Below are 17,229 nucleotides of genomic sequence, written 5' to 3'. Positions count from 1 at the left end.
TCCGGGGGTTGTCGCTAAACCGGTGCAGTGCTTCCCTGTCCCCACCGGGACCGCCCGTCCGCACCGGGTCCGGCACTTCCATTTGTCGCCCTTGCCCCGAGGGGATTCCCGCATGCACCGGAACTCTGCCCGCCTCACCTCCGACGGACAGCCGGACGGACCGCCGGTCACCTGGTTCGGCGTCAACTACTGGTCCCGCACCGGCGGCCCGCTGATGTGGCGGGACGGTTCCGCCGGCACCGGCTACGGCGGCACGGGCTCCGGCGGCACGGCCTCCGCCGGCACCGGCTACGACGGCGAGGTGGTGGACCAGGAGCTGCGCACCCTGCGGGACCACGGCCTCACCATGACCCGCTCGTTCTTCTACTGGCCCGACTTCATGCCCACCCCCGACAGCGTCGACGAGCGGCTCTGCGACCGCTTCGCCGACTTCCTGGACCGCCACCGGGCCCTGGGCATGGGCACCGTGCCCACCTTCGTGGTCGGCCACATGTCCGGCGAGAACTGGGACCCCGTCTGGCGCGGCGGACGCGACCTCTACCAGGACGTCTGGATGGTGGGCCGGCAGGCCTGGTTCGCCAAGGAGATGGTGCGCCGCTTCAAGGACCACCCGGCGGTGCTCGGCTGGCTGGTCTCCAACGAGATGCCGATCTACGGCGACCGCGCCACCGCGACCGCCGAGGCCGTCTCGGCCTGGGCGCAGATCATGGTGGACGCGGTGCGCGCGGCCGGCGGCACCCAGCCGGTCTCGCTGGGCGACGGCGCCTGGGGCCTGGAGACCTCGGGCCACGACAACGGCTTCCGGGTCCGGCACAGCGCCGAGATCTGCGACTTCCTCGGCCCGCACGTCTACCGGATGGAGGACGACCCGGTCCGCCAGCACCACGCCGCCGCCTGGGTCTGCGAGCTGGCCGGCACCTTCGGCCGCCCGGTGCTGCTGGAGGAGTTCGGCGTCAGCTCGGACTTCGTCTCCGGCGCCAACGCCGCCCACTACTACCGCCAGGCCATGCACAACTCGCTGCTGGCCGGGGCCACCGGCTGGATCGCCTGGAACAACACCGACTACGACGACCTGGCCGAGCAGCCCCCGTACCGGCACCATGCCTTCGAGATGCACTTCGGCCTGACCGACCGTCATGGTGCGCCCAAGCCGCAGCTGGTGGAGATGAAGGAGTTCGCCGCGCTGCTGGAGCGGGTCGACTTCGGCCGCTGCCGGCGCGCCGACTCCGACACCGCCCTGGTGGTCACCTCCTACCTGGACACCCTCTACCCCTTCACCCGCGCCGAGGACCGCGCCTCGGCGCAGCAGATCCTCCGCCAGTCCTGGGTCGCCGCCCGGCTCGCCGACGCACCCCCGGCGCTCACCCGGGAGAGCGACGGCCTGCCCGGCACCGCCCGGCTCTACCTGGTCCCCTCCACCAAACAGCTGCTCGCCCCCACCTGGTACGAACTGGAGCAGCGGGCCCGGGACGGCGCCACCGTCTACGTCTCCTACTCCCCCGGCAGCCACGACGAGCAGCGCGGCCCCTGGTACGCCCACCTGGACCGGCTCTTCGGCGTCGAGCACCAGCTGGAGTACGGCCTGGTGAACCCGGTGGAGGACGACGAGATCCGGTTCACCCTGCACCGGCCCTTCGGCACCCTGGCCGAGGGCGCCCGGCTCAACTTCCGCGCTGCGGGCGGACCCGACAGCCGGGTGTTCCTCCCGGTGGTCCCCACCGGGGCGGAGGTGCTGGCCTCCGACGGGCGCGGCCGCCCCGCGCTGCTGCTGCGCCGGGTCGGCGCGGGAGCCGTGGTGCTCTGCACCTACCCGATCGAGCAGATGGCGGCGGCCACCCCCCGGGTCAATCCGGAGGACACCAGCGTCCTCTACGACGCGCTGGCCGCCCACGCGGGCGTCCGCCGCCCGGTGACCGTCGCCGACCCCAGGGTCGCCGTGGACCGGCTGGAGCACCGGGACGGCCGCAGCTTCGTCTGGCTGGTCAGCCAGAGCCGCGAGGAGGTGACCGTGAAACCGGTCACCTCCGAGGGCGGCACGCTGCGTACGCTCGACGGCGCGGACGTCGACCGGGTCACCCTGCCGCGCTACGGGGTCCAGGTCCTGGAGTGGCACGCCGACCGCGGCGCCGCTCCCCGAAAGGGGTGAGCTGACCGAAGCCCGCCCCGGGGGCCTCGTCCGCACCCGTAGAATCGCCGGATGAGCGCTCCGGAGACCACCGAACCCCTCCTGACCTCCGACAACCCCGCTGCGGCCGACTCGGCCGCAGCGGCGGAACCCGCTGCCTTCCCCGAACCGGCCGAGGACAGCCCGGCGCTGCGCGTGCTGCGCCGGGTCTTCGGCTACGACGCCTTCCGCGGCAGCCAGCAGGAGGTCGTCGAGCAGGTGATCGGCGGCGGGGACGCACTGGTGCTGATGCCGACCGGCGCCGGCAAGTCGCTGTGCTACCAGATCCCCGCGCTGGTGCGCCCGGGCACCGGGGTGGTGATCTCGCCGCTGATCGCCCTGATGCAGGATCAGGTGGACGCCCTGCGGGCGCTCGGGGTGCGGGCCGGCTTCCTCAACTCCACCCAGGACATGGACGAACGGCGGCTGGTCGAGGCCGAGTTCGTCGCCGGCGAGCTGGACCTGCTCTACCTCGCCCCGGAGCGGCTGCGGGTCGAGGCGACCGTACGGCTGCTGGAGCGCGGCTCCATCTCGCTGTTCGCGATCGACGAGGCGCACTGCGTCGCCCAGTGGGGCCACGACTTCCGGCCCGACTACCTGGCCCTGTCCTCGCTGCACGAGCACTGGCCCACGGTGCCCAGGATCGCGCTGACCGCGACCGCCACCGAGGCCACCCACGCCGAGATCACCTCGCGGCTGGGCCTGGCCGACGCCCGGCACTTCGTCGCCAGCTTCGACCGTCCCAACATCCAGTACCGGATCGCCCCCAAGGACGAACCGAAGAAGCAGCTGCTGCAGCTGCTGCGCACCGAGCACCCCGGCGAGGCCGGCATCGTCTACTGCCTCTCCCGCTCCTCAGTGGAGAAGACCGCCGCCTGGCTGGTGGAGCACGGCGTGGAGGCACTGCCGTACCACGCCGGCCTCGACTCCCGGGTCAGGGCCGCCAACCAGTCCAGGTTCCTGCGCGAGGACGGCCTGGTGATGGTCGCCACCATCGCCTTCGGCATGGGCATCGACAAGCCCGACGTGCGCTTCGTCGCCCACCTGGACCTGCCCAAGTCGGTCGAGGGCTACTACCAGGAGACCGGCAGGGCCGGACGCGACGGGCTCCCCTCCACGGCCTGGCTGGCCTACGGACTGCAGGACGTGGTCCAGCAGCGCAAGATGATTGACACCTCCGAGGGCGACCAGGCCCACCGCCGCCGCCTGGCCGCCCACCTCGACGCGATGCTCGCGCTGTGCGAGACCGTCGAGTGCCGGCGGGTGCGGCTGCTCGACTACTTCGGGCAGAAGAGCGAGCCCTGCGGCAACTGCGACACCTGCCTGGTCCCGCCGGAGTCCTGGGACGGCACGGTGGCCGCGCAGAAGTTCCTCTCCACCATCGTCCGGCTGCAGCGCGAGCGCCACCAGAAGTTCGGCGCGACCCAGATCGCCGACATCCTGATGGGCCGCAAGACCGCCAAGGTGATCCAGTTCGACCATGACGCACTGAGCGTCTTCGGCGTCGGCGCCGAGCTGGCAGAGGCCGAATGGCGTTCGGTGGCACGGCAGTTGCTCGCCCAGCGGCTGGTCGCGGTGGAGGGCGAGTACGGCACGCTGGTGCTCACCGAGGACAGCGCCGAGGTGCTGCGCGGCAACCGCACCGTCGCGCTGCGGCGCGAGCCCGCCAAGCAGCCGCGCGCGGCCAAGGCCGCGAGGACCGCCACCGGCGGCCGCAAGGCCGCACCGGCCGACCTGCCCGCGGAGCTGCTGCCGGTCTTCGAGACCCTGCGCGCCTGGCGGGCGGTCACCGCCAAGGAGCAGGGCGTCCCGGCCTACGTGGTCTTCCACGACGCGACCCTGCGCGAGATCGCCGCCACCGCCCCGACCACCCTCGCCGAGCTGGCCGCGGTCAACGGCGTCGGCGAGAACAAGCTCGCGGCGTACGGCCAGCAGATCCTCGACCTGCTGGCCGGGGGAGGCAGCGAGAGCGGTCAGGGCGCCGAGGACGAGCCCGCTCCGGAGGCGGAGGAGTGACCGGTCATCCACTGGACCCGCTCGGCACCGCCCTCAAGGAGATCTTCGCCGAGGCGGGCGCCGAGGGCTTCCTCCATGTGCGCGAGCTGGACGGGGACCGGGACGGCAGCGGGGACGGCGAGGTGGCCCTGGGCGCGGACACCCCGGTCGTCCTCGCCTCGGTGTTCAAGATCGCCGTCGCCTTGGAGTACGCCCGTCAGGCCGCCGCCGGAACGCTGGACCCCACCGAGCGCCACATCGTCACCGGCACCCACCGCAGCGGCGGCGACAGCAGTGCGGGTAGCGACGGCTGCCGGGACGACGTCGAACTCTCGCTGCGCGACGCCGCCTTCCTGATGATGAGCCTCAGCGACAACGCCGCGACCGATCTGCTGCTGGAACGCGTCGGCGCCCAGAACGTCCGCGACACCATCGCCGGGCTGGGCTTCACCGAGTTCCGGCTGGGCAACAGCTGCCGCGAGGGCGCCGCCGAGGTCCAACGCGAGCTCCACGGCGATCCCGCCAAGCGGCGAGGAGTGGTCCCCGCGGACCGCATCCGCTCCCTCGCCTACCTGAACCCCGCACACGGCAGGGCCAGCACCCCGCGTGAGATCACCGCCCTGCTGGCAGCGATCTGGCGCGACCAGGCCGGACCCGCCGAGGCCTGCGCCGAGGTGCGCGATCTGATGGGCCGCCAGTTCCAGTCCGGCCGCCTGGAGTCCGGCTTCCCGGAGCCCGTACGGGTGTCCGCCAAGAGCGGCACCCACTGGACCGTCCGCAACGAGGCGGGCGTAATCGAGTACCCGGAGGGCGGCCGCTACGCCGTCGCCGTCTTCCTCCGCACCCACTCGGTGCACCAGCGCCTCCCCGCAGCCGACACCGCAATCGGCCAAGCCGCCCGCCTCGCCATCGACCACCTCCGCCGGGACCGGTGACGTTCCGCCTCCGCTAACACCAACGTCCACTCGCTATAGAGTCGACATATGAGCAACGACAACACCGACAGCGACGACGCGGTTCTCGACACGGTTGCCGTTCTGGGTGATCCGGTGCGGCGCAAGCTGTATCGGGTGGTGGCGGCTGGGCCGGGGGCGGTGGGGCGGGATGCGGCTGCTGCGGCGGCGGGGGTGTCGCGGTCGCTGGCTGCGTTCCATCTGGACCGGTTGGTCGAGGCCGGGCTGCTCACGGTGACGTACCAGCGGCTGTCGGGGCGTAGCGGGCCGGGGGCCGGGCGGCCCGCGAAGCTGTATCAGCGGGCGCCGGGGGAAAGGGAGTTGTCGTTGCCGCCGCGTAGCTACGACTCGGTCGCCAGGCTGCTGGCGGACGTGGTCGAGCGGGCTGGGCTCGACCGGGAGCTGCAGTCGGCAGCCAGGGAAGCCGGGGCCGCCTTGGCAGCCGAGCCGGCCGGGAGCTGCCGCGCCGACCCCGAGGCCGAGTTGCGGGAGCGGGGGTACGAGCCGTACTGGGACCAGGCGGTCCTCCGGCTGCACAACTGCCCGTTCCGGTCGCTGGCCGAGGAGTTCCCCGCGCTGATCTGCGGGATGAATCTGGCGCTGATCGAGGGGCTGCTGCCCGGCCGCGCCGATGGAGAGGGCTGGACGGCGACGCTGGATCCGCTGCCGGTCCCGGACGGGTGCTGCGTTGCACTGGCGCCGAAGGGTGAGATCTAAAACCAATAGCCATTGACGATAGAAGGCGGCTCCGGCCATGCTGTCCCCATGGCTGACTTCCACCTCGCCCAGGTCAATGTCGGACGCATCCTCGCCCCACTCGACGGCCCGGTCCTCGCCGACTTCGTCGCCCAACTCCCCGAGATCAATGCCCTGGCCGACGGGTCGCCGGGCTTCGTCTGGCGCCTGGTCGACGACGACGGCGCGGATTCAACCAGCGTGCGCCCCGACGACCGTGACGACATGTTGCTGATCAACCTCTCGGTCTGGGAGTCGGTGCAGGCGCTGAAGGACTTCACCTACCGCAGCGACCACCTGAAGGTGCTCAGCCGCCGCCGCGAGTGGTTCGAGCGGCTGGCCGAGCACCACCTGGCGCTGTGGTGGGTTCCGGCGGGCCACCGCCCCACCGTCGCCGAGGCGGTGCAACGCGTCGCCCTCCTGCGCGAACACGGCGAGGGCCCCGAGGCGTTCACCTTCCGCAGCCCGCACCCGGCACCGGATGCAACTCCCACTCCGGCGCCGGCCACCCCCTGACGCACCGTCAAGCGTCGCGCAGCCGCAGCAGCAGCCCGCCGGTGAGCAGCCATCCGGCTGCCCAAGCGGCGAGCACCCCCAGTCCCGCCCAGGGCCCGATCGGCAGGCTGCGCAGTCCCGTTGTCGCCTGGACCGCGAGTCCGGCCGTCATCGGGGCGATCTGCTGCAGATGGCGCTGCCAGTGCGGGTCGCTCACCACCGACGCCACGATCGGGAAGAGGAAGAGCAGCGCCAGGACCACCCCCACGGCCGCGGCCGAGTCCCGGACGGCGGTGGCGACGCCGAGGCTGAGCAGTGCGATCAGCGCCAGGTACAGCACCGACCCGACGGCGGCCCGCAGTACCGCGCCGTCGCTGGGCGACAGCGGCGGATACCCGTGTGCGACGGTGAAGCCGTGGCCGGGGAGGATCAGCGCCCCGGCCAGCAGGCTGCCCAGGACGGCGACGACGCCCGCGGCCGCCGCCGCGCCGGCGACCAGGGTCGCCTTCGCGGCCAGCACGGTCCAGCGGCGCGGTATCGCCCCCAGCGTGGTGCGGATCATGCCGGTGCTGTACTCGCCGCCCATCACCAGCACGGACAGCGACGCGACCGCGATCTGGCCCAGGTAGATGCCGGTGAGGGCGAGCTTCGCCGGGTCGGAGGCGCTCGACGTGCTCGACGCCGCCGCCACCCCCGTGCTCAACCCGACGGTCAGCACCACCGCGCCGATCAGCAGGGCTGCCGTGCCCGGCTGGGTCCGCAGCTTGGTCCACTCGGCGTGCAGGGCGAGCCTCATACGTCCCTCCTGCGCAGCAGGTACCCGGCGACCGCCAGGGCGACGGCGGCCCAGCCGCACATCACCGCGAAACCGGCCCACGGAGACAGCGGGAAGAAGCCGTTGGTCGGCGTGTAGACGCCGGCGACCTGGCTGAACGCCTTCAGGCTCTGCTGGATGGCGAAGCCCGCCGCCGGGGTGAGCCGCAGCAGCCACTCCGACGGGCCGGCCGGGAGCACCGATGCGGTCGCCAGGATGTACGGCAGTACGATCATCGCGATGACGACGGTGACCGCCCCGGCGCCGCGCCGCAGGATCGTGCCGACGGCCAGCGCCAGGACTGCGGCGACGGCGAGCAGCGCCCCCGTACCGACCACCAGGCGTACTTCGGTGAGCAGGCCGATGGGATAGAGCGCATTGCCGTTGGCCTTCAGGATGTGCATGCACAACGGAAGGGCCACCGCCGCGGCCACCACTCCGGTGACGAAGGAGACGGCGGCTGCCACGACGGCCTTGGCCGCCAGCACCCGGCCGCGTCCCTGGCTCGCGGTGAGGGTGGTGCGGATCAGCCCGCGCCGGTACTCGGCGGTGATGAACAGCGTCCCCAGCACGATCACCACGACCAGCCCGGCGAAGGTGCCGACCAGGCTGCGTTCGACGGCCTGGCCGTCTCCCAGCGGACCACCCACGGACGGGGCGATGTCGCCGGACCCGCGGATGCTGAACGCACCCGTGGCCTGGTCCTGTTGGAAGCCCTCGGACGTCGGCGAGCCGTTCCCGCCCGTCGCACCCGACCCGGCGGCACCGGGGCCGCCGGAACCGACGACGGGGCCGCCCTGGGCTCCGCCGACCTCGTCCCCCTTCCACACCGCACCGGACGTCCCGCCCTGCAGGCCGACCTGGTCGAAGGTGGCCGTCGCAAGGGTGGGACCGCCGGTGGTGCTGCTACTGCCGAAGCTGCTGGACGTCGTCTGCACCGCGTCCGGCGAGGTCGCGAACATCCCGATCTGAACTGTGGACGGCAGCCCGGCCAGGTGTGCGGTGCCGATCAGGGTCCAGTTGCTGCCGTCGCTGGAGTCGTAGCCCGTGACCGTGTCACCGGAGCGGGTCAGCCGCAGCCAGCGCGGCGAACCCGCGGAGACCGCGCCGGACAGCCCGGCCGTGTCGTGGGTGAAGTCGTACTGCATCCGTACCCCGTGGCCGGCTGTGGCCAGCACCGCCGCGTAGGCCGAACCCTGGCCGGTACCGTTCTTGACGATGACTCCGGCCTTGGACCAGGGCTCCTTGCCGGACAGCCCGGTGATCCTGGCGGTGATGCTGCCGTCACCGGCCAGTGACTGGTGCACGAAGTAGAAACGGTCGGTCACCATCCCGCCCTCGGGGCCGACCGGCACCGAGGGGCAGGTGATCGAGCCGTTCGGTCCACCGCAACTGCGGTGGCTGCCCAGCGCGCTGAGCACCCCGACCCCGACCAGCGCCAGCGCGGCGACTACCAGGCCGACCATCCAGCCGCGCACGGTACGGAACTTGGTCCACTCGGCCCGCAGCAGCTGCGGGAACCCCGCCCGGGCCGCCTGCGCCTGGACCTGCGAGCGGTACGGCGTGATCGTGGCACTCATCGCGCCACCTCCTCGGCCGAGGCACCAGCGCCGGCACCAGCACCGCCGCCATCGCCGTCGCTGCTCGCGCCGCGGAACTCCACCGCGTCCCTGGTCAGTTCCATGTAGGCCTCCTCCAGCGTCGCCCGGTGCGCGGACACCTCCGAGAACGGCACCCCGTCCGCCGACAGCAGCTCGACGATGCGCTCCGCCGCCAGCCCCGACACGGTGAGCGTGTCCCGGTCGGTGGCCGCCACCGTCGCGCCGGCCCGTGCCAGCAGGGTCATCGCCGTCGAACGCTCCGAGGTGCGCAGGGTGACCCGGTCCCCGGACGCAGCCGCGACCAACTCGCGGACGCTGGTGTCGGCGATGACCCGGCCGCGCCCCAGCACCAGCAAGTGGTGGGCGGTGTCCTGCAGTTCGCTCATCAGATGGCTGGAGACCAGCACCGCCCGTCCCTGCGCGGCCAGCGAGCCCAGCAGCCCGCGCATCCAGACGATCCCCTCCGGGTCCAGCCCGTTGAAGGGCTCGTCCAGCATCAGCACCGGGGGGTCGCCGAGCATCGCGGCGGCGATCCCGAGCCGCTGCCGCATACCGAGGGAGTAGCCCCCGGCCCGGCGGCGGGCCGCCGACTCCAGGCCGGCCAGTCGGACCACCTCGTCGACCCGCTTGCCGCCCAGGCCCTGGGAGTGCGCGAGCCACAGCAGGTGGTTGCGGGCGGTCCGGCTGGGCTGCAGCGCGGCTGCGTCCAGCAGCGCACCGACATGGCTCAGCGGACGCTTCAGGGCGCGGTACTGCTGCCCACCGATGAGAGCGGTGCCCGCGTCCGGGGCGTCCAGGCCGAGGATCACCCGCATCGTGGTGGACTTCCCCGCGCCGTTGGGTCCTACGAAGCCGGTGACCTGCCCCGGCGTAACCGTGAATGTCAGGCCGTCGAGAGCCTGCGTCGGCCCGAAGCGCTTGCGCAGGCCGGATACCGCGATGGTTGCTTCCATGGCAGAAATCATGGCGTCGGGCCGCTCCCCGGTCGTCGCGCCGAGGAGCCGTCTTCCCGTCACCGGTGCCAGCGACTCCCCCGGCCCGCGCATCCCCCGTAGGGGGGATGGCCGTGTCCCCGACCCGAGGGTCGCCAGTGCACAGTCCCAGCGGTGACAATGATCGACGTGGGCCGAGCGGACGAGACCAGGCAGGGCCGGCGCCGACCGGAGGGGCAGCTCCCCGTCCTGGTCGGCGCCGTGCTGGCGGTGCTGGCGACGGTCGAGTGGGCCGTCCGCCCCTTCACCGAGCACACCTTCCAGCTGAACCTGCTGCTCTTCCTGCTCGCGCTCGCCACCACACTGCCGCTGGCCCTGCCGCGTCCGGACGTCGCCGCCGTCGCCGTCACCCTGGCGGTGGTGCTGTCACTGCTGCCGTTCCACACCCTGACCGGCGCCGGGGCCTGCGCCGAGCTGTTGGCGCTCTACCGGCTCGGCCGCGGCGGCGCGCAGCTCCCGGCCGCCGGCCTGGCCCTGCCGTTCCTGCCGCTGGCGCTCAGCGACCCGTCGGACACCGCCACCAGGGTCCTCGCGGTCCTGCTCGCGGGCCTGGCGCCGGCGGCCGCCTGGGCCGGCGCCGCACTGCGGGCCAGGGACGAGGCGCGGGAGAGCAGCGCCGCCCGGCAGGTCGTCGTCGGTACCCTGCTGGAGCACACCGCGCGTGGCGAACGGGCCCGCATCGCAAGGGAGTTGCACGATGTGGTGGCCCATCACATCTCCATGATCTCGGTGCAGGCCGAGACAGCCAGGCTGACCACCCCCGGCCTGCCCGCCGCCGGGGCGCAGCGGCTCTCGGCGATCGGCGACACCGCACGCGCCGCGCTGACCGAGATGCGGCGGCTGCTGGGCGTGCTGCGCGAGGACGCCGGCACGGACACCGCCCCGGCACCCGCCGAGCGCCGCCCCCAGCCGGGCCTCGGTGAGCTGAACGAGCTGCTGGACGACGCCCGGGACGCGGCGGGCACCGGCACCCGGCTCATCCTGCGGGGGCTGCCCGACCGGCTGGACCCCGGGGTCGAACTGGCCGCCTACCGGATCGTCCAGGAAGCGCTGACCAACGCCCGCCGGCACGCGCCGGGCGCCGCCGTCGACGTGGAGCTGCACTACACCGACGACTCACTGCTGCTACGCATCCGCGACAACGGTCCCGGCCCGGCCCCCGAACCGGCGCCCGGCGGCCACGGACTGCTCGGCATGCGAGAACGGGCCGCCGCCGTGGGCGGCGAGCTGCACACCGGGCCGGCCCCGGGCGGCGGCTTCCTCGTCGAATCCGTACTACCGACCAGGTCGGAGGCCGTCCGATGACCACCCCTCAGTCCACCCCACCGCCCGTCCTGCCGTCCGGTCCACCCCCGCTGCGCATCGTCGTCGCCGACGACCACCAGGTGGTCCGCACCGGCTTCGCCGCGCTGCTGGACACCCAGCCGGACTTCACCGTCGTCGGCACCGCCGGCGACGGTACCGAGGCGGTGCGGATCTGCCGCGAACTGCGCCCGGACGTGGTGCTGATGGACGTCCGGATGCCCGGCACCGACGGGATCGAGGCCACCCGGCAGCTCACCGGGTCGCTCCCGGAAGCGGACCGGCCGCGGATCCTCATCCTGACCACCTTCGACCTGGACGAGTACGTCTACGACGCGCTGCGCGCCGGCGCCAACGGCTTCCTGCTGAAGGACGTCACCGCGGAGCGGCTGTTCGACGCGGTGCGGATCATCGCCGACGGTGAAGCCCTGCTCGCACCCACCGTCACCCGCAGGCTCATCGGCGAGTTCACCCGGCAGCGGCCACCCCGTCCGGACGACCGGCCCGCCACCGCGCTGACCGCGCTCACCGACCGCGAGACCCAGGTGCTCCGGCTGCTCGCCGAGGGCCTGTCCAATGCGGAGATCGCGGTCCGACTGGTGGTCACCGAGGAGACGGTGAAGACCCATGTGAGCCGGATCCTGGGCAAGTTGGGGCTGCGCGACCGAACCCAGGCCGTGGTCGCGGCCTACGAGACCGGACTGGTCGTGCCCGGCACCCACGAGCCGTCCTGAGCCGGCTCCGCTCCGGGTCACCTGGGCGGGTGACCGCGCTGTGGTCCACGGTCACCGACCCAGGTGACCCGGAGGCTTCATCCCACGACCGATCAGTCGCTGCTCCCGGCCTCGACAACGGCCCCGGACGCCGCGCCCTGGCCCTGGGCCTGGTAGAAGACCGTCGCGCCCTGCTTGGCCTTCTCCGCCTGCCCCCGCCGGACCAGTGCCTCGGCGGCGCCGCGGGCCAGGTTGGTCTGCACCGTGGTGGCCTCGGCGCCGAAGAGCTCCTGCGCGATCTCGCTGGTCTTCTGCGGGTCCGGCCGCGCGCTCAGGAACGCCAGCACCCGCGCGGGCAGGCTCGGCGCCGCCCCGGTGGCGGCCGGCGCCTTCTCCGCGGCCTTCCGCCTCGTCGCCCGCGGCGCCTTGGGCGCCTTGGCGGGCTTGGCCGGCTTGGCGGCCCGCGCGGCCCTGGCGGGCTTCGCCTCCCGCCGCGGCGCCGGCACGGTGACGTCGGCGGCGACCGCTTCCGGGGCCGCCTCCTGACCCGGCGTCGGAGCCGCGACCGGCTCAGCGCCCGCCTCGGGGCCCGCCTCGGGGCCGACCGCGGCCAGGACCCCCTCCAGCCAGGCCTCGGTCTCGCGCAGCGCCGGCAGCTGCGCCTCGATCTCCGCGATCCTCGCCCTGACCGCGTCCAGCCGGACGGCGATGTCGGTGGCCACCTCGGCCGAGATGGCGGATCTGCTCAGTTCCTCAGCATGCATACGTTGTTGCCTTCGCCCAGTGCGGGCATGGGATCGCCCGCGTGACTGCCGAGCATAGACACTTCAGCCAATAACCGGTCACAGGAACGCTTCCACGGGCAGGGCATAATTTGGTGAAATCCGCACAGGGAGAGCGCCGATGACAAGCGACAGGACGGCAGTTCGGATCGCCGAACTGGGCAGCGAGCATGCCGACGAGGTTCTGGCGATCTATCAACTCGGGATCGACGAGGGCAATGCCACCTTCGAGACCACCGCCCCCGGTTGGGAGGTTTTCGACAAGGCCAAGCTCCCGGCGCACCGCCTGGTCGCTCTGGACCCGGACGGACGGGTGCTCGGCTGGGCCGCGGTCTCCGCGGTCTCGGAGCGCTCCGCCTACGCCGGGGTGGTCGAGCACTCGGTCTACGTGCACCCGGACGCCCGGGGCCGGGGCGTGGGCGCCGCGCTGCTGGATGCGCTGGTCCGCTCCACCGAGGCCGCGGGCATCTGGACGGTCCAGTCCGGCATCTTCCCGGAGAACACCGCCAGCCTCGCCCTGCACCGGCGCGCCGGCTTCCGGGTGGTCGGCACCCGCGAGCGCGTCGGCCGCCAGCACGGCCGCTGGCGGGACGTCGTCCTGGTCGAGCGACGAAGCCCCGCCGTCAACTGAACCGCCGTCAACCGATTGAACTACCGTCCACCGATTGAACCGCCGTCAGCCGGCCCCGGAGGTCACTGGCTCCGACGCCGCCGCCGACGGGCCACCAGGGCCAGGGCGGTACCGACGACCGTCAGCCCCGCCGCGGCACCGGCCAGCGGGGTCAACCGCTGCGAACTCCCGGTGTCCGCCATCTGCGCGCGGTGCGCGGCCTGCCTGATGTGCTCGCCGGGCTCCGTCTCGTCGTCCGATGACGGTGTCGGCAGTTCGACCGTGGCCTGTGCGGTGACCCCGGTCGCAGTGCCGTCGTTGAGCAGCTCACCGGTGACGACCAGATGTCCGCGGCCGACGCTCGGAGCGAGCCGCACCGTGAACGAGGCCGTGGTCGACCCGCCCGACTGCAGCGCTCCGCCCGCGACCGGGACCTCCGTGGTGTAGGAACTGCCGGCCCGCTGTCCCCCGGAGCGCAGGCTGCGCACCGAGGCGCCGGTCGGCGTCACCGTGACCGTATCCGCGCTCAGGTTGGACACCCCGCTGAAGGTGACCCTGGCCGTGGCGTTCGGGATGCGGACGCCGCCGCTGGGGCTGATGAAGGTCAGCTCGGCCGGGAAGCTCCCGCCCGGCTCGGCCCGGGCCGGCGCCCGCACGGGCGCCTCCCTGGCGGGGGACGTCGCGAAGTTGAACCTGCTGCCGCCCACCCGGACGTCGTCGACATAGGTGTCCAAGGACGCGGAGGCGTCCCCCAGCGCTCCGACGTTCAGGATCACCCCGGCGACGGTGGCCTCGCCGCCCGCTGCCGCGAGGAACTGCTTCAAGGTGGCGTCGCTGCCCGCCGCGAAGGTGCCGAACGCCCGCGAGGTGCGCCACTTGGAGGTCGAGCGCTGCATGAACTCGTGCCAACTGCCGGCCGTCACCCCTCCGTTGAGCTGGGGTTGGAAGCTGAGTGTGGTGAAGGTCGGTGCGGTGATCACCAGTTGCAGATTGGCGCCGAAGGGAACCGCACTGGCGGTCGAATCGCTGCCGTTGACATACAGGTCGTAGCTCATCGGCTGCATGGAGACGGTGCTGAGCTTGCCGTTGAGGACGTGTCCGAGCTGGGCGCGCTGTCCGGGGCCGATCTTCAGCCGGGCGCTGCCGTCGCTGAAGTCCGGGTCCGCCAACGTGCCGATGGCCGCGACACCGTTGCTGTCCGGGGTCACCGCCCACGGGCTGCCCTTGTCGATCTGGGCCTGACGCACGGTCACGACACCGGCGGCCTGGGCGGACGGCCAGGCGAGCCCGGCCATGAGGACCGCGGCCGAGGCCGCGGTGACGACTCTGCTGGAACGCACGGGGACTCCTGGTCGACGGGGAGCGAACCGGGGACCCACCCAGCAACACGCATCAGGGCCCCGACCTGGGGACCGACACCGCACCTTGCGCCACCCGGCCGCCGAGGATCACCCCTTCGAGCGCCCCCGACCGAACGCGTGGACCCGACCGGACCATGCTTGACCCACCCGGGCAGGGCCCATACCCTTCAGCTTTGGAAAGCGCTTTCCAGGCACCCGGGCCACCGAGCGCTCCGCCACTCCCCTGCCCCCGGAGAGCGCCATGCCCAACCGTCCCACCCCGCCCCCGCGATCCCCACGACCCCCCACCCCCGACGCCGCGTCCGGACTGACCGTCGTCGCGGACTCCTTCCTCCGCAACGGCCGCCCGCACCGGATCGTCTCCGCCGCGATCCACTACTTCCGGGTCCGCCCCGAACTCTGGCACGACCGGCTGCTGCGGCTGCGCGCGATGGGCGTCAACACCGTCGAGACCTACATCGCCTGGAACGTCCACGAGCCCGAGCCGGGCGTCTTCGACTTCGACGGCCCGCAGGACGTGGCCGCCTTCATCACCGTTGCCGCCGACCTCGGCCTGGACGTCATCGTCCGCCCCGGCCCGTTCATCTGCGCGGAGTGGGAGTTCGGCGGACTGCCCGGCTGGCTGCTGGCCGACCCCCTGCTGCGCCTGCGCCGCAACGAACTCCGCTACCTGGCGGCGGTGGACGCCTGGTTCGACGTCCTGCTCCCGGTCCTGACGCCGCTTCAGGCCGGGCGCGGAGGCCCGGTCGTGGCCCTCCAGGTCGAGAACGAGTACGGCAGCTTCGGCAACGAGACCGCGCACCTGGAGTACCTGCGCCAGGGACTCCTGCGGCGCGGCGCCACCGACTGCCTGCTCTTCACCGCAGACGGCGCCGGCGACAACTTCCAACTCGGCGGCACGATCCCCGGTGTGCTCTCCAGCGCCACCTTCGGCTCCCGCCCGGAGGCCGCACTTGCCACGCTGCGCCGGCACCAGCCCGAGGGCCCGCTGTTCGTCTCCGAGTACTGGCACGGCTGGTTCGACCACTGGGGCGAGCCGCACCACACCCGCGACGCCGAGGAGGCGGCCCAGGTCCTCGACACGCTGCTGACCGCGGGCGCCTCGGTCAACATCTACATGGGCCACGGCGGAACCAACTTCGGCTGGTACAACGGCGCCAACCACACCGGAACCGTCTACCAGCCCACCGTCACCAGCTACGACTACGGCGCCCCGGTCGGCGAGGCCGGCGAGCTCACCGAGAAGTTCCACCGCTTCCGCGAGGTCATCGCCCGCCACCTGGGCCCCAACCCACACCAACTTCCCTCTCTGTCACAAAGACTGACGCCGAGACAGATCCGTCCGGAAGCCGTCACCGCCCTCCGCGACTCCCTCGACCTGCTCGCCAAGGCGCACCACCGTGCGGAGCCCGAGCCCATGGAGACGCTGGGCCAGTCACTGGGCCTGATCCACTACCGCACCCGACTGCGCGGACCGCTGCCGCAGGCGCAACTCTCCGTCGACGGCCTCGCCGACCGCGCCCAGGTCTTCCTGGACGGCGCCGAACTCGGCGTCCTGCACCGCGACCGCCCGAACCAGACCCTCACCATCGCCGTACCGGAGCAGGGTGCCGTGCTGGAACTACTGGTCGAGAACCAGGGACGGATCAACTACGGCCCACTGCTGACCACCGACCGCAAGGGCATCAGCGGCGGCGTACGGCTGGACAACCAGTACCAGTTCGACTGGGAGATCCGCCCCCTACCGCTGGCCGACCTCACCCCGCTGGAGTTCCCGACCCCACAGGTCTCCCCGGCTTCGCCGACCACCGGCCCCACCTTCCACCGCCTCCACCTGGACATCGACACCCCGGCCGACGGCTTCCTCGCCCTGCCCGGCTGGACCAAGGGCATGGTCTGGCTCAACGGCTTCGCCCTGGGCCGCTACTGGGCCGAAGGCCCGCAGGAGACCCTTTACGCCCCGGCCCCGCTCTGGCGGCCCGGAACCAATGAGCTCATCGTCCTGGAACTGCACCAACCGGGAGCACACCTGGAACTGACGGACACCCCACGCCTGGGAGCAACCGACAGCACACCGATCCCCCAGTGGTGACGACGCGACACGGCGGGCGGTGGAAACGCCCCACGCCTGCAACGGCAGCGTGTGGTGACGCGAGTCGGCCGCCGTCTCCCGGGCTCACGCCCGGAAAGAAGCGGCTTCGCCGCGCGACAAGGGCGGGGGGTGCTGGGGCCCGGCGCAGAGCGTGCGGCGAGGGCGCGGGGCTGGGGCGCGTGCGCCGTTCCGGGCCGCTCTGGGCCGTTCTGGGGTCACTCGACCTACGTTGGGCTCACTGAATTCGGACATATCGGTCATAAAGTGTCGACGAGTGACCCCGATGCAGGTCGAGTGACCCCAAAACCCGGGTGATCGGGCAAACCGGGGTCACTTTCGGGACAAGGTGTCACTTGATCTTGCCGATATGCCCGATTCATCCGCACATGCTCGTACCAAGAATGACCCGACGTACCAAAAGTGACCCCGGTTCAGCGGAAGACGCCACACAGGAACGTTTCTCCAGACCCCCGCCCGGAAGGGCACCGACCCGCCGCCCGGCAACGCCCGCCCCACCACCCTCCCCCTCCTCGCAGTTGGCCGCGAGCGACAGCGAGCCACCCCAGCCCGGGACCGACCGTCGTGCCCCACGGAGGCGACGCACAGTCAGCGGGAGCGAA

General features: G+C 72.5%; 14 protein-coding genes. 9 read left to right on the top strand and 5 right to left on the bottom strand.

The genetic code is table 11. The features are described 5' to 3' along the window. Positions 1 to 112: 112 nt before the first annotated feature. Genes IF29_RS0108885 through IF29_RS0108865 form a run of 5 tightly spaced genes read left to right on the top strand, consistent with a single transcriptional unit; the run spans position 113 to position 6,363 of the window. Positions 113 to 2,146 (top strand): cellulase family glycosylhydrolase, encoded by a 2,034-nt coding sequence (locus IF29_RS0108885; RefSeq protein WP_051725074.1) that lies wholly within the window; start codon positions 113 to 115, stop codon positions 2,144 to 2,146. A gap of 51 nt (positions 2,147 to 2,197) precedes the next feature. Further along, on the top strand, positions 2,198 to 4,180 hold the full coding sequence (recQ, locus tag IF29_RS0108880; protein ID WP_084713776.1) for a DNA helicase RecQ: 1,983 nt from the start codon (positions 2,198 to 2,200) through the stop codon (positions 4,178 to 4,180). Next, the gene (locus tag IF29_RS0108875; RefSeq protein ID WP_051725073.1) at positions 4,177 to 5,094 is read left to right on the top strand and encodes a serine hydrolase; all 918 of its coding nucleotides are present in this window, start codon (positions 4,177 to 4,179) and stop codon (positions 5,092 to 5,094) included. The genes recQ and IF29_RS0108875 overlap by 4 nt, the downstream gene beginning before the upstream one ends. A 48-nt stretch (positions 5,095 to 5,142) precedes the next feature. After that, positions 5,143 to 5,829: a helix-turn-helix transcriptional regulator gene (locus IF29_RS0108870; protein ID WP_030252042.1), complete on the top strand. Its 687-nt coding sequence runs from the start codon at positions 5,143 to 5,145 to the stop codon at positions 5,827 to 5,829. Positions 5,830 to 5,877: 48 nt separating this feature from the next. Continuing rightward, positions 5,878 to 6,363, top strand: a complete 486-nt coding sequence (locus IF29_RS0108865; RefSeq protein WP_030252039.1) for a DUF3291 domain-containing protein — start codon at positions 5,878 to 5,880, stop codon at positions 6,361 to 6,363. A 7-nt stretch (positions 6,364 to 6,370) separates the two neighbouring features. Here the strand turns inward: IF29_RS0108865 and IF29_RS0108860 are convergent, their stop codons facing one another. Genes IF29_RS0108860 through IF29_RS0108850 form a run of 3 tightly spaced genes read right to left on the bottom strand, consistent with a single transcriptional unit; the run spans position 6,371 to position 9,710 of the window. Next, positions 6,371 to 7,138 (bottom strand): ABC transporter permease, encoded by a 768-nt coding sequence (locus IF29_RS0108860; protein WP_030252036.1) that lies wholly within the window; start codon positions 7,136 to 7,138, stop codon positions 6,371 to 6,373. After that, positions 7,135 to 8,736, bottom strand: coding sequence for an ABC transporter permease subunit (locus IF29_RS0108855; protein ID WP_030252035.1), 1,602 nt, complete (start codon positions 8,734 to 8,736; stop codon positions 7,135 to 7,137). Before IF29_RS0108855 ends, IF29_RS0108860 begins: the two co-directional genes overlap by 4 nt. Then, positions 8,733 to 9,710 carry an ABC transporter ATP-binding protein gene (locus tag IF29_RS0108850; RefSeq protein WP_037594673.1) on the bottom strand — a complete coding sequence of 326 codons (978 nt, stop codon included), beginning with the start codon at positions 9,708 to 9,710 and terminating at the stop codon, positions 8,733 to 8,735. The genes IF29_RS0108855 and IF29_RS0108850 overlap by 4 nt, the downstream gene beginning before the upstream one ends. Positions 9,711 to 9,869: 159 nt before the next feature. On the opposite strand from IF29_RS0108850, the gene IF29_RS0108845 reads away from it, so the two are divergent. Beyond that, on the top strand, positions 9,870 to 11,054 hold the full coding sequence (locus IF29_RS0108845) for a sensor histidine kinase (RefSeq protein WP_051725072.1): 1,185 nt from the start codon (positions 9,870 to 9,872) through the stop codon (positions 11,052 to 11,054). Next, positions 11,051 to 11,785, top strand: a complete 735-nt coding sequence (locus tag IF29_RS0108840) for a response regulator (RefSeq protein WP_051725071.1) — start codon at positions 11,051 to 11,053, stop codon at positions 11,783 to 11,785. The genes IF29_RS0108845 and IF29_RS0108840 overlap by 4 nt, the downstream gene beginning before the upstream one ends. A 92-nt stretch (positions 11,786 to 11,877) precedes the next feature. On the opposite strand, the gene IF29_RS0108835 is transcribed toward IF29_RS0108840, so the two are convergent. After that, positions 11,878 to 12,528, bottom strand: coding sequence for a hypothetical protein (locus IF29_RS0108835; RefSeq protein ID WP_030252023.1), 651 nt, complete (start codon positions 12,526 to 12,528; stop codon positions 11,878 to 11,880). A gap of 139 nt (positions 12,529 to 12,667) precedes the next feature. On the opposite strand from IF29_RS0108835, the gene IF29_RS0108830 reads away from it, so the two are divergent. Beyond that, positions 12,668 to 13,177, top strand: coding sequence for a GNAT family N-acetyltransferase (locus tag IF29_RS0108830; RefSeq protein WP_030252021.1), 510 nt, complete (start codon positions 12,668 to 12,670; stop codon positions 13,175 to 13,177). 62 nt (positions 13,178 to 13,239) lie between these two features. On the opposite strand, the gene IF29_RS0108825 is transcribed toward IF29_RS0108830, so the two are convergent. Further along, positions 13,240 to 14,496, bottom strand: a complete 1,257-nt coding sequence (locus tag IF29_RS0108825; protein ID WP_030252018.1) for a hypothetical protein — start codon at positions 14,494 to 14,496, stop codon at positions 13,240 to 13,242. Between the two features lie 262 nt (positions 14,497 to 14,758). Between IF29_RS0108825 and IF29_RS0108820 the strand changes: the two genes are divergently transcribed. Then, positions 14,759 to 16,609, top strand: coding sequence for a glycoside hydrolase family 35 protein (locus tag IF29_RS0108820; RefSeq protein WP_051725070.1), 1,851 nt, complete (start codon positions 14,759 to 14,761; stop codon positions 16,607 to 16,609). Positions 16,610 to 17,229: the final 620 nt, after the last annotated feature.

It is taken from the genome of Streptacidiphilus jeojiense (genome assembly GCF_000719095.1).
GTDB lineage: Bacteria > Actinomycetota > Actinomycetes > Streptomycetales > Streptomycetaceae > Streptacidiphilus > Streptacidiphilus jeojiensis.
Note: the sequence above shows the minus strand (reverse complement) of the source record. Positions and strands in the feature narration are given on the sequence as shown.